Source organism: Paenibacillus sp. FSL A5-0031, assembly GCF_001956295.1.
GTDB lineage: Bacteria > Bacillota > Bacilli > Paenibacillales > Paenibacillaceae > Pristimantibacillus.
Genome location: NZ_MRTD01000005.1, coordinates 26,627 through 40,543, shown reverse-complemented (window position 1 = coordinate 40,543; position 13,917 = coordinate 26,627). Strand labels below are relative to the sequence as shown.

General features: G+C 45.1%; 6 protein-coding genes. All 6 read right to left on the bottom strand.

Going from position 1 to position 13,917, the window contains the following annotated elements:
* Nucleotides 1–62 precede the first annotated feature (62 nt).
* The 6 genes from BK120_RS10485 to BK120_RS10460 all read right to left on the bottom strand — a co-directional run bounded on the left by BK120_RS10485 (nt 63) and on the right by BK120_RS10460 (nt 13,833).
* Nucleotides 63–923 carry an ABC transporter permease gene (locus BK120_RS10485; RefSeq protein ID WP_076267739.1) on the bottom strand — a complete coding sequence of 287 codons (861 nt, stop codon included), beginning with the start codon at nt 921–923 and terminating at the stop codon, nt 63–65.
* 335 nt (nt 924–1,258) lie between these two features.
* Nucleotides 1,259–2,956, bottom strand: coding sequence for a type 2 periplasmic-binding domain-containing protein (locus BK120_RS10480; RefSeq protein WP_076267450.1), 1,698 nt, complete (start codon nt 2,954–2,956; stop codon nt 1,259–1,261).
* Nucleotides 2,957–3,059: 103 nt separating this feature from the next.
* Entirely contained in the window at nt 3,060–4,700 is a 1,641-nt protein-coding gene (locus BK120_RS10475) for a response regulator transcription factor (protein WP_076267449.1), read from the bottom strand.
* Between the two features lie 20 nt (nt 4,701–4,720).
* On the bottom strand, nt 4,721–6,436 hold the full coding sequence (locus BK120_RS10470; protein ID WP_076267448.1) for a sensor histidine kinase: 1,716 nt from the start codon (nt 6,434–6,436) through the stop codon (nt 4,721–4,723).
* Nucleotides 6,437–6,651: 215 nt separating this feature from the next.
* A complete protein-coding gene (locus BK120_RS10465) occupies nt 6,652–8,127 on the bottom strand; it encodes a glycoside hydrolase family 53 protein (RefSeq protein WP_083681852.1) in 1,476 nt (491 codons plus the stop codon).
* Nucleotides 8,128–8,325: 198 nt separating this feature from the next.
* Nucleotides 8,326–13,833: a glycosyl hydrolase 53 family protein gene (locus BK120_RS10460; RefSeq protein ID WP_144376729.1), complete on the bottom strand. Its 5,508-nt coding sequence runs from the start codon at nt 13,831–13,833 to the stop codon at nt 8,326–8,328.
* Nucleotides 13,834–13,917 lie beyond the last annotated feature (84 nt).

Genomic DNA, 13,917 nt, shown 5'->3' with positions numbered 1-13,917 from the left:
TAGCGTAAACGGCCGTCGCGTCCTCAGACGGCTAACTCGTTACGCGATCTTGCTTATATTTTTTAAAAAATTCTGTAATTGGCTAGTTTGTAAGCAAGGCGATAAGAGATAACGACTAAGACAAAGCTGATCACCGATTTAAACAATCCGATTGCCGTACCAAAGCCCATTTCGCCGCTTAAAATAGCTGTGCGGTATACAAACGTATCAATAATATCGCCCTTCGCGTAAACCAAGGAATTATAAAGGTTGAAAATTTGATCAAAGCCCGCATTCAGCACGTTACCAAGCGCCAGTGTACCGACTACAATCGCAATGGGAATCATTGACGGAACCGTAATATGAAGCGTCTGCTTCCAGCGGCTTGCGCCATCCACCTCTGCCGCCTCATAAAGCGATGGGTTAACGTTGGCAAGCGCTGCAAGGAACACGACGGTACCGAAGCCAAACTCTTTCCATACATCAGAGAGGATAACGGTGAAGCGGAACCAATCGCCATCGCCTAGGAAGAAGATCGGCTCGATTCCGAATATTCCTGTTAGGAGACGGTTCACCAGCCCGCCTTCCGTCGATAGAAGATCTGTAAGAATGCCGCCCAAGATAACCCAAGATAAAAAATGCGGCAAATAGACTAGCGTCTGTACAAAACGTTTAACAAGCTGTTTTCTAATTTCATTTAAAAGAATAGCGAATACGAATGGAGCAAAAAGATTCAGTACCATTTTGAAAATGGCGATGATTAGCGTGTTCCAGATTACCTGCAGGCTGTCTTGCCTCTCGAACAAATAGCGGAACTGATCCAGTCCAACCCATTCCGAGCCTGTCAGGCCTAGCCATGGTTTATAATCCTGAAAAGCCATTACAAGTCCACCCATTGGCAAGTATGCGAAGATGATTAGAAAGACGAGGGATGGAAGCACCATAAGATGGAATGGCCATTGCTTTATGAGGTAATAAAACAGCGGTTTTCCTTTTGATTTGACAACAGATACCGAAATGTCATCTTGTTGAATTGTTTGCTGCTGAGACATGTTTTGTTCCTCCCGCTGGATGAGATGCAGAACGCAATCAGCCTGTCACGGCACGTATGCATTGCGTTCCTTATATAAAAATTATATCAGCGACGGAAAAATTGAAGTAGCTAACAAACCCAACATTCATGGCACAAATGCAACCACTTTTGCAATCCAACATGTGAATTTAGCTTGCTGCATAACACAAAAAAATGCGGCCCCTGAGGGACCGCATTTCGTCAAGCTTATTTCGTTAAACTAGCATACCACTCATTAACTTCTTTCGTCATATCATCGCCGCCGGATGACTTCCAGCTTTTCACGAATTCATCAAAAGCTTCAGCCGGTTTAGCGCCATAAATGATTTCGTTAAACGTTTGAGCTTCAATTTTTTTCAAATAGTCCATGCGTGATTTCATTGTTTTAGTAGGAGGTCCTACAAACATATCCTTCTTGGAAATCGCATCTTGCTCCATAACGACAGTCGCAGCAAGCGCCGTTTCCGGTCCGTACTGCGCAACAACTTCCTTCTCGCGATAGGTTTTTGCTTCTTTGCCTTCAGCTAGGTTAAGCAATGCTTTAAACTGTGCATCAGGAATACGCGCACCGTCGCGTACAATGAAGTAACGTAGTGGAGCCGTAATGGCACCGCCTGGAACATCATCCAGGTACAGCGGTTTGCCGCTAGCATCAAGAGCGTAATCATAACCTTCAAAAGCGCCTAGCTCGAACGGGCTTCCTTCTTGCGGGTCAGCTAGGTTGTCGAATAGATAGTTCTCGTAAGTGAAGAAAGCTTCTGGATTTTTCATATCTTTATTGATCAGAATAACGCCATTTACAAAGGAAGTGCCGTGACGCATTGCTTTACCGTCTTCACCAGTTGGAATCGCATAAGGCTTCCATACTGCGCCTTCAGCATTTTTTGCTGTATCCAATAGCGGCCAGCCGCTCATCCAGTAAGGTCCAGGAATAATGCCTGCTGTTCCAGCTACAGCTGGTTCAGACGTTTTATTCTCATCCCACAGTGCTGCTTCTTTCGGAATATAACCTTTGTCGCGCCACTCTTTAAGCTTAATAAGACCTTGCTTCATGCCTGCGTTCGTAGAACCGTATTCCAAAGTTCCATCCGCTGCCTCATTCCATTGTGCTGGAAGTGTGCCATATGCGCCAAATACCCATGATGGATCACCCATCCAAGTGTTCATCGACGTTTTAAAGCCAACGCTTAGTGGAACAACTTTTTCTGGCGACAATCCTTGTGGATTATTGTTTTTAAAAGCTTCCATTACCGTTTCCAGCTCAGCAATCGTTTTTGGAGCTTTCAAATTAAGCTTATCCATCCAGTCTTGACGAATCCAGAGCACATAGTCGTTGTTGTAAGCATAATCAAGTAAAGGAATACCGATTCGTTTTCCATCACGCATATAAGCATTCCATACGCTGGTATCAAGATTCATTGCCGCTTTCCATTTCTCGCCGGCATATTTATCGAACAGCTCGCCTGCGTCTTGGAACATGCCGGAGTCAATTAGATCTTGTGCCAGCAGTTTGTCGCCAACGACAGCAACATCCGGCATTTTTTGTCCTGAAGACATCGCAAGGCGCATTTTTGTTGCAAATGCTCCATTTGTATCTGTCACTGACCAAAGGGAATCTACTTTAATACCAAGCGTATCGAGCGCCCATTTTGTTGCCACGTTGTTTTCAATCGTTTCTCCCTCACGGAAGGTTAGCGCAGGGTCTACTCCCCATACCGTGGAAATCGTAACCGGCGGATCGTATTTCTCTTTGTAAGGGTTTTCCTCATTGCCCGCGGAAGTGTTGTCGCTTGGCTTATTCGACGGCTCTGCCTTGTTGCCGCTGTTCGAGCAACCTATGATGGCTGATACGATTAGAAGCATACAAAGCATGAACGTGAACCGTTTCTTTGTTTTCATATTCATTGTAATCCCCCTCATGATTATGTTCTACATGCTTAATTATAGGCTTAGGGGCAATTTCAGCCTATGACACAAAGCGAACATATCAGCACCTTTTACAACCACTTTACTGTTCGCGAAACTCCTGAGGTGTCATACCATAATATTTTTTGAACGTTTTGCTAAAATATTGCGGATTCTGATAACCAAGCTCACTCGTTATTTCATATATTTTTTTGTTCGTATTTTTCAGCAAATAAAGCGCCCGCTCCATCTTCATTCCGATGATCCATTCACTTAAGCTTTCTCCCGTTTCCGCTTTAAATACTTTCGAGAGATAGACCGGGTGAAGAAACACGCGATCAGCAATCGTTTTTACAGTCGTATCTAAGCTGAGGTTGTTCGCAACAATTTCCTGCACCTGCTTAACGATAAAGCTTTTGGAGCTCTCCTCTTTCACTGAAAGCACGCTTTGCAGCTTATGCAATACGCCAATTGACCAATCCTCCAGCCGATCAGGCGATAGTACAACCGTTTGATCCAAAATAAAATCGATACCCAGCTCATTGATTTGGGATACGTATTGGCCCTGTCTATGCGTAATATACATAAAAGCATTGGTAAGCGCTAAGTATACCTCGTATAGATGCTCTCTTGAGAATCGGGTATTTTTCAAATCGGCAAAAACATCTTTAATTTTCTGCTCTACCGCATCCCAGCGCTTCGACTCCAGCAATGTTATCATCGTAGGCGGCTTATATAAGCTTTCCATAGATTTAACAAAAGTGTTGTCCTTGCCCGAGCGATCCTCCAAATAATGAATAGAGTGCTGCTCTTCATTTGCAATCATGAACATCGCTCCTAGGCCAGAACGATACGCTGTCGTAATCGCACTAGGAAACTCGAACCAATCCGTAACGACAATGGAGATATCTCCTTTGAGATAGTTGCTCACATTTGTACGAAGCTTCTTGGTTGCTTCGGCAAGTATCGTTTTACGTAAATTGCGGCTTTCCATACTAAATTCTGATTTCTCGCCGGCTTCCGTTTTAGGCTGCGCCATAATAAGCAAATATTCATGCGGAGCTTTGCAATGCCATACATGGAAATGCTGAGCAAACGACTCCTCCGCAATATTCCCTACGGCAAACTCCATAAGTGAGGAAGAGCTATAATCCAGATGTGAAAATTGTTTGCCCAGTTGGACGAGCATCATGACGGTTGGACGTTCTATCTCAAGAGAAATTTCGTATTGCGTCAGCTTCTCTTTAATCGTCTTTGGCGAAAGCTGTCTGCCTAATACCAAGTCGACCATAAAATTGGCGCGCAGCACCTTGAAATCAGATTTGCGATCATACAGCAGCTGCTGATATTTCTCTGCCTGCTCCCATTCATCCTTTAGCGCTTCGATTGCTCCCGATATCGTTTTCACAAATTCATCGTCATTTACTGGCTTTAATATATAATCAAATGCTTGCAGCTGAACGGCCTTTTTAGCGTATTGAAAATCAGAATGCCCTGTAAGCAAAATGCATTTGATATTAGGCCAGCGCTGGCTGATCTCTTGAACAAGCTCAAGCCCGTTCATTTCCGGCATGGCAATATCGGTAACGACAATATCTATCGAGTTTTCTTCAAGAAGCTCCAACGCTTCAAAGGCAGATGTCGCTTGATACACGCTTTTTACGCCAATCGAGAGCCAAGGAATGGTCTTCTCCAAGCTTCCCGTAACATACGACTCATCATCAATCAATAAAATTTCAATCATTTGAAAACCCCTTTTTTTATCTAGCTTGGTGACCAAGTAATCGTGACTTTTAGACCTCCAAGATTTGAGGATGAGAAGCTAACCCCTGCTGATCCGCGAAATCGTAAGTGCATGCGCTGATGAACATTCCATAACCCGCAGCCCATTTGCTCATCCATTTGGTTCTGCATTTTGTGCTGAAGAATAAGAATATCCTCCATGCTCATCCCCTTGCCGTCATCCTCTACGACAAGCCGTGCTCCCTCTTCATGCCACTCTCCCGTTATTTGAATAATCGATGCATCCGTCCATGCCTCAATACCATGAATAACTGCATTCTCAACGAGCGGCTGCAGCATCAGCGGCGGAATTTCAAGATGGCGCATATCCGCAGGCAAGCTGATCGAATACTGTAGTCGCGGCATGCGCATTTTTTGAATTTCCAAATAGCTGGTCACAAAATTAATTTCCTCTGACATCGCAACAAGATCGCGTTCCTGCCTTGTCGTATAACGGTAATAGTTGGACAAATGATGCGACATGGCAACGACTGCTTCATTCTTTTCGAGCTTGGCCATACTCGAGATGAACGAGAAGCAATTATAGAAGAAATGCGGATTAATTTGTGATTGCAGCTGTTTTAAACGTGCTTCCCGCACATGAATTTTTTCCAAATACACCGTTTCAAATAGCTCTTGAATTTGAGCGACCATCAAGTTGAAGCGCGTATAAAGAAAACCAAACTCGCTCCTGCCGCGCGGCTTCATTCGAACCGAATAATCACCATTTTTCAGCTTCTGAAACCCAACGATGAGATGCTTAATAGGAACCTGTACCTGCGCATATAAAAGATAAGCAGCGATGCAGCATAACAGCAGCAAGCCTGCCAAAGATACATAAAATAATTGATTGGTCTTTTGAATAGGCCGAATGATTTCGGAAATCGGAATATAATCGATCAAATGCCAACCAATCGTTTCTGACTTCACAATATTGACCAAATATTTTTCCCCGCCCAAATCGATCGTACGGCTTTCCAAGTCCTGAAGCGGCTGCTGCTTCAACAAATGGATTACGTTGTTCGTCAGTTCCTTATCTGCCGAGCGATTATAAATAACGCCGACGCCTTCCAAATAATAAAAGGGTTCTCGGCGGCCATCGCTCTTGAACTTGTCCAACATATCTTTAATGTTCGAGCTGTCGAACTGCACCTCAATGACCAGGTTCGAGCTGCTTGGGTCCAAGTAACTGGAATACGGTGTTACCGCATAACGAGAGAAAACAAATTCATTATTTTCAGCGGCCTTCACTTGCCAGCCAGGCTTTAATCTTTTTTTCAAATCGGCGTCGTCATAAAGCACAACGTCATTATCCGAAATATCTCTATGGAGAATCGGTGAATAGATATGAAGGCTGCTTCGCCACTTCGATGAATTTTGCTGAATGGCCAGCTTCGTTTGAATTCTTTTGATCAAAGTAATCATGCCCAGACTCAGCTCCGGCATTTCCGTAAAAATATCGCGAAGCGACGAAATATCGGGGTCCTGTATCAATAAGTCAGGCCAAAGGGCCATCGAATCGATGCTTGTATTGACTTGATTCTGAAAGAATAGGAGCTGATTCGTGTTCGACTTGTTAAGCTCCTCGCCAAGAATGTCGGTGCTAGTCTTATTAGAGTAGAAATAGAGCAGCATAATCGGAACCAGCATAATGATGATTAGAGCGACGATTTTAGTAAATAAATTAATTTTAGGCATATTGCTTTGCACCTCTGCTGGATGTCATTTGGGCTGCTGCTTAAAAATCATTTTCTTCCTCTTCACCATACGTGGACATTCCATTCAATTCAACCCGTAAAATCGAAATGTATGTTATGTTTTTACAACCACTTTATTGCACAACATTTCTATTCTTTCAAAAAAAGAACCAGAATATCGGTTTTTACTCCGATATCCCAGTTCTTACGTTTACGTTAATTGTTATATTTGTACGCAAGCATGGAGGGCAGCGCGTTTCCTTCAAAATCAAACAGCGTCGTGTTATCAACCACATTAGGAGCGTCCTTCTGCCAGCCTACGCCTGGTACATAAATCATGACGGGGTCCCAGTAGAGCACGCCAAGGCATCTTCCCCCATCTACCTGCTTAATGCCGTTCATCAGAGAATACATGAAATCACGTTGACCTTCTGGCGTACTCTCGTACGGCTCGGGCCCATTGTTCTCAAGCTGACCTCGCATGCCAGCCCCCGTAACCGCGCTCCAGTTAAAACCCGCTTCCATGAGCAAAATATCCTTATCAAATCTGGCAACCAGCTTATTGCAAAAGGCCACTAGCTGCTGAACCGATGCCTGTGTCCAGAACGGATAATAGGATGGTCCGATAATGTCATAGGGAACGCCATACCGCTCGCAATTGCCAAAAAACTGCTCGTATTTCTCATCCTCAGTCGCGCCGTCCAAATGAATAACGACCTTGCTCGTTTCAGATACTTCCTTCACCGCTTGATAACCTGCCTTTAGAAGCTCAGCCAGCTGCGGCCAATTCGCAATAGCACCATCGGGATAACACATGCCGCCTTGTATTTCATTGCCAAGCGATACATACTCAGGAGCTGTGCCTTGCTCGACCAAACGCGTCATAAAGGCTCGTGTATATTGATATAAGGCTTCTCTCAGCTCCGCAAAAGAAAGTCCTTCCCAGTTGTGGTGCTTGTGCTGAGCCAAACCATTTGTCCAGTAATCACTGTAATGGAAAGAGAATTGAATTTGGAATCCCATGTCCTTCGCTCTTTTTACTAAAGCGAGCGTTCTTTCCTCGTTCTGATAACCTCTAGCATCCAGCTGATTCGAAGGCCAGTAGTCTTTGTTTCCAGGATCATTATATAGTCGAATCCGAACAATGTTATGCCCGTATGCTTTCAATATTTCAAGGCCGTCCATCGGTTCATGATTATCCTTATAAATACCGCCGTTTTCCTCAATCCGCGGCATCTCGGAGATGTCCCCGCCCTTCAGCAGTTCATAGGACTCATCACTTTTCACAAGCTCAAACGATTTCACCTTACACCAATTTCCGCCGTTCCCTTCGGTATAGAGACCAATGGTGCACTTTCCATCCCTTACTTCTATGCCTCGTATAATAACAGGTATCCACTCCGATGATACTGGAAGGCTTGTTATCCGAGTCTCACCAGTTACAGCCTCCGCGAAAATATAGCAGGTTTGTTGCCCTCCGCTGTTTTGCGTCAATGCTGTCAATGTATAATAGCCGTTCTCAAGCTTTTCAATAGTCCTAGACGCCGCTGAGCAATAAGAAGCGGTATGTTGAAGAATGAGATACTCAGTAGACGACGGATGATCCTGCTGGATGCCTTCAGCGTCTTGATTGCCGTTAGAAAACAAGCTCCAGTCCGCCCGCTCGTTTGTCTCAAAAGAAAAATGCATCATATACCTCCGATTTCATTCGTAATCGTTCTTTGCTATCGTATCAAACCGATTCCATGCCATACAGGGCATATTCACAACATATTGGTTGCTTTTTTAACCATACGCATAATTAGGCATGTTGAGTGAACGTACAAAAGGTTTTTTGATACAAACAGGGCATATCCGTCTAAGGATATACCCTGTTTGTTGTCTAACTCATTAATGTACAGAATACATCATTTGAAACAATCTTTCTAAAATAACAGCAGCCTGTGCTCTTGTCGCATGGCCTTTTGGTGCAAATACACCCTGCCCGACTCCGTTGACTAAACCGGCTTGCTGCATCTGTTGAATAGCTTCTGCGGCATAATCAGCTATTTGCGCTTGATCAGCAAAAGCTTCCACGTTTGTTAGATTACTCAGCTTTACGTTGACTGCTTTTACAGCACGGTACATCATAACAGCCATTTCTTCACGGCTTATGACATCATGCACACCGAAGCTGCCATCATCTTTGCCCTTCACAATACCGAGCTTTTGAGCGTTTATGATCGCTTCTGCATACCATGCTCCTTCTTTAACATCCGAGAAGCCTGGTCCATCTCCCTTAGCTGCTGTATCCAAAATCCCCATTAACATTTGCAGAAATTGTCCTCTTGTTACGGCATCTGTCGGTTTAAAGGTTTGATCCTCAAATCCGCTTATGATGCCTCTTGCCGCAAGGAACTCGATACTCTGCTGTGCCCATCCGGCCTTAGCTAGATCGGTAAATGAAACAGCCTTATGAACCGCTGCATATTTGCTGAAATGCGATGGACTAAAAGTGATTGTCGCCTTCGCAGCATCATATATCGCGTTTTTCACTATTTCCAGCTTACCATCCTCGTTGATGTAAAAAATAACAACGTTATGAGGCTCTTCTCCTTGACGCAACGTATACGGAAGTTCGATTATGACCTTGTTCTTATCAAAATGAGGAACTTTCACCCCATCGACGGTAAGATTAAAATCATAAACCGTATGGTCGCCTACAGCCTTCTTCACTTCATTGGATAAGGCTGAAGCATCCACTTTAGCAGCTGAAAATTGTACGTTGTTTGATGCTGGGTTGATTACATCCTTGAACAGGTCAGGTGCGAACGAGACCGTTGCAAAGCCAGTTTTGAAAATAACCGCTTGCAGTCCTTCATTTGCTAGCTCTGTCATCTGCTTTGCAGCCATATTCGCAATGATGCCTATGGCTCCCGTTGTCGGCATTGTGGTTACTGTGATTGAATGATCCTTATCATTCTTCAGTTCTTGCCTCAAATCAACATTCACCGCCTGCACAGTTGGTGTAGGCTGCGGTGTCACTGGTGTGGCCGGTGTCGGTGTTGGCTCCACCGGCGTCGTTGGTGTTGGTTCTGGCTCCACTGGTGTCGTCGGTGTTGGTGACGGTCCCGCTTCTGCTGCCAGCACAATCGTTACTCCAGTTGTCACCTGCTTATCGGTAACAGCCACCTCAGTTACTGAGCTCGTGATATAGCCTGCTTTACTCACATCAATAGAATAACCCGATCCTTGCGGTATATCTGACAAGGTGAACTCACCCGCAGCACCTGTAACCGCTGCATATTCTACTCCTTTAATGACAGTTTTTACGGCAGCATCCGCCAGCTTGTTGCCTTCTGCATCCTGCACTTCTCCGCTGATCGCACCGGTTCCTTCACCTAGAAAACCAACTGCAACCGCATCAACTAAAGCCCAGTTTCCTGCATTCGCGTTTGCATAGAAGCCAAATGTCAGCTCCCCGTGCTCTACTTTCACAACCATACTGAATGGCGTCATCGCATTTGTTTTCGGAATATTTAGACGTGCCAGTTCACCGTTCGAGTCCTTGGCGTACATATAATATTCCTTCTGCTCACCGCCATTATAGAACCATGCTGAAACCGTATAATAACCATTTGCAAGCCCTGTAATCGTCTGATTAGCATCCGATTCATAGGCTCCCGCATGCCAAAGATTTAGTACATAACTTCCATCCTTTGGATTATCTTTCGAAGCAAAGGTTGCATTTGCTGTTCCCGTTGTGTTCCATCCTGGAAGAGTGTATTTATCGGCACCCTGCTGCTCAAAACCAGCATTGATTAACGGTATTTTCGCAGCTAAAATGATGTTTCCAGCTTTTGTTGTTTGACGAGTCGCAACATCAACCGCTGAGGCCGAGCCGTTTAAATATCCTTCTTTGCTTGCCGAAACGGCGTAACCATTGCCTCCTAATACATCAGCAAGTACATATTGTCCCGCTGCATTCGTCTTTGCGGTATAGGTTTTCTCACCCTTAACTGCAATGACTGTCGCATCTTCAACAGGCGAGTATGAGCTGTCTAATACGATACCTGTTATCGCCCCAAGATTATTCAATAGCGTCAAATGAACATCACTAGTCGTTTCGCCAACTTTAACCGAAACAGGGGATGACTCTGCGTTTAAATATCCTGATTTTATAGCAATGACCTTATAGTTGATTCCCGCAGGAATGTTCACTAGTCGATATTCACCAGCTGCATTGGTCAATGCGGAATACACTTTTCCTGCTGCAGCAACGCTAACCTGCGCTTTATCGATTGGTGCTTTGTCACTTCCAATGATTGTACCTGTTATCGTGCCTGAATTTAATGCTAAAGATAAATCAATCGACGAAGTCGTCGACCCAATTGCTACCGAAGCGTTGACAGCTCCCTCGCTAACATAACCTTCTTTAGCAGCCGTCACAGTCACATTTGTAGCAGCAGGCAAATCTGCAAGCGTATACTGCCCTGAGCTATCCGTAACTACGCTGTATACAACGCCATCAATCATCGCACTAACCTTCGCATCAATAACCGCATTATCGTTTTGATCCTTAACGGCTCCCGTAATAGCGCCGCCGATCATTGCAATATTCTGATTCGACGTGAACGTACCCGCTTCCAAGAGGTTAACGGAAATATTTCCGCCTTCATAGCCGCTTTTTGCAGCTGTAATCGTATAGACTTGGCCGATTGGCAAATCCGGAATGAAATAGTTCCCAGCTGCATCCGATTTTGTCGTCAACATCGTACCATTTACATCAACAGCTATCGTCGCATGAGCGATGCTCTTGCCAAGCTCGCCTCGCACAACACCCGAAATATGTCCAAGCGTCGACCCTTCTGTATTTTGCTTGTAGGCATCATGAGCGGGCAATGCTTTGCCATCAAAATCAAACAAAGTCGTATTTGACACCACGTTCAAATCGGGTTGATCGTCCATTTCTTTAATCGCCCAGCCTACACCCGGCACTGCAATCATAATCGGGTCCCAATATAGATCGCCGATAACTCTGCCATTATCTACGCTCTTCAGACCGTTGAATAAATTAATCATAAATTCTTTTTGCCCTTGTGGAGAGCTCGTATCTGCTGGGTAGGGTCCGTTATCGTTTAGCTGGCCAATTGTGCCATTTGGCAGCGTGGGATTCCAGTTATATCCAGTCTCCATAATCATAATATCTTTATCATATTTTTTGCTGAAATAATTACAAAACGCAACGATTTGTTCAATCGTGTCATCCGTCCAGAACGGATAATAGGACGGTCCGATAATGTCATAAGGGACCTCTCTTGCCTCTATCTCATCAAAAAAGTTTTCATATTTGCTCGTGTTGCCTGCGTCATCCAGATGCAGAATGACCTTTGAGGTCGGAGAAGCCTTCTTAACCTCTTCCGCTCCGGCTTTAAGGAACCTTGCTAGATTAGCCCAGCTCCCTCCAGATGCTCTGCCGTAAGGAAACAAAATACCCGATTGCATTTCATTGCCTAACGACACGAACTCCGGCGTCGTGCCTTGGTCTACCATTGCTTCCATAACGTCTAACGTATATGCACGCAAAAGCTCCTCCAGCTTAGTCACCTTTGCAGCATCGTCTGCCAAATCCTTAATCGCCGTTTGCCATGCGTTAGGGATATTATGCGTAGCGCCGTTCGTCCAGTAATCGCTATAGTGGAAGGACAGTTGAATTTGCAAACCAGCAGCTTTTGCACGTTTGGCAAGCTTCAGAATGTCCGCCTTATCCATAATGCCTGCTGGACGGTAATAGCTGCCGTCGCCATGGCCTTTGCCCGGTTCGTTATAGACGCGCAGACGTACGATATCGTGGCCGTTTTCTTTCAACAGCTGAAATAAATCCTTCTCATTCCCTTTGCTGTCGTAAAATTTGCCGCCTTGCGATTCTACATAAGTAAGCTCTGAGACATCGCCGCCTTTGAGAAATTTGTACGGCTGGTCATCCTTCACCAGCTCGACAAAATCAAGCTTCGTCCAGTTGCCTGCTTTTGCATCTGAGAATAAACCGATCGTCGCTGTTCCATTCGTAACCTGAATACCGCGCAAATACACCTTTGTCCATGTGCTGCCGATCGGTACCGCAGCTCTCGCCTCCGAGGTGCCATGGTCACGGGCGAATATGTAGCTCGCATGCTGGCCACCGCCATTTTGCGCCCATGCTGTCAGCGTGTAATATCCGTTCTCTAGTCCCGTAATCGTCTGGGAGGTAGTCACCTTATAATCGTGATCAGAATAATGCGTTAAGCCATAGCTGCTTAAATAGCCCGGTGCTTCCGTATAAGAAGCGTCCATATCGCCTTCCTCTGACCAGGAGCTGATGACCTGAGCAGGTTCTTCCGCTTCGAAGCCCTGATTGCCAATCGCTACGCCAACAGGCTCCAGCTGGGCTTCCTCTTCTTTAACCAGTGAAATCAGATCGACACCAAGCCATTTGTCTGCAGCTCCGTCTGCATAAAAGCCGATCGTAACCTGATTGTTTTCAATAACGACTGGTAAACTAATTTTGGTCCACGAGGATGAGCTGACCGGAATATTTACCTTCACCTCTGCTCTTCCCGTGTTTTTCGCGTACATATAGCTTTGTGTGAAGCCATCGCCTCTTGCAACCCAAGCCGATAACGTATAGGTACCGTTCTCAAGCCCCGTTGCGGTCTGGAACGTATCCGCTGTGTAAGCGTTAGCGCTCCAGTAGTTCAGACGCTTCGTGCCGCCATTCTCAGGAGTCCAATCTTTAATAGAGATAGGCGTCTCGCTGCCTTCTGGCCCAAAGCTCGTCTCCCATCCTGTTAAATCATTTTCAAAGCTCGTATTTTCAAGAGCTCTTGCCGGATCAGCTTCATCCAAGACGAGTGTAATCAAATCAACGCCCATAAAGTTGTTTGCATTGCCATCCGCATAAAAACCTAATGTCAGCTGGTTGTTTGCAACGACTAATGGCATGCTGATTTGTACCCATGTGCCGCTCTCCGGCACATTTACTTTTACTTCAGCAAGTCCCATGTCTTTGGCATACATATAGCTCTCATTAAATCCTGCTCCGCGCTCTACCCATGCGGATAACGTGTAGGAACCATTTTTCAAACCAGTAATGGTCTGATGCGTGTTAGCCGTATAATCTGACGCACTCCAGTAATCCAATCGTTTGGTACCGCCTCCGGTTGGAATCCAGCTTCCTTGAATCGTTATCGGCGTCGTTCCTTCAGCCGGTGTAAACGATGTATTCCACGAAGCAAGATCACTCTCAAAGCTTCCGTTTGGCACAATAACCGGCGTGCCTGCTGCATAAACTACAGGCCTATGAACACCTGTAAACAAACCCAATACGACACAAAATATAACAAAAATACTAATGCCCTTTTTACTGCTTCTTCTACTCACTTGGTTCACCCCTTCATCCCTGTTATCGATCCCCTGCGTCAAACACGAACCAAATAAAGCGCTGTCATTTATGGCAATGAAAAT

What these genes read in the sequence shown, in the direction of transcription:
- BK120_RS10485 (WP_076267739.1), bottom strand. Translation starts at nt 923, where the DNA reads ATGGTGCTTCCATCCCTCGTCTTTCTAATCATCTTCGCATACTTGCCA.
- BK120_RS10465 (WP_083681852.1), bottom strand. Translation starts at nt 8,127, where the DNA reads ATGATGCATTTTTCTTTTGAGACAAACGAGCGGGCGGACTGGAGCTTG.
- BK120_RS10470 (WP_076267448.1), bottom strand. Translation starts at nt 6,436, where the DNA reads ATGCCTAAAATTAATTTATTTACTAAAATCGTCGCTCTAATCATCATT.
- BK120_RS10480 (WP_076267450.1), bottom strand. Translation starts at nt 2,956, where the DNA reads ATGAATATGAAAACAAAGAAACGGTTCACGTTCATGCTTTGTATGCTT.
- BK120_RS10475 (WP_076267449.1), bottom strand. Translation starts at nt 4,700, where the DNA reads ATGATTGAAATTTTATTGATTGATGATGAGTCGTATGTTACGGGAAGC.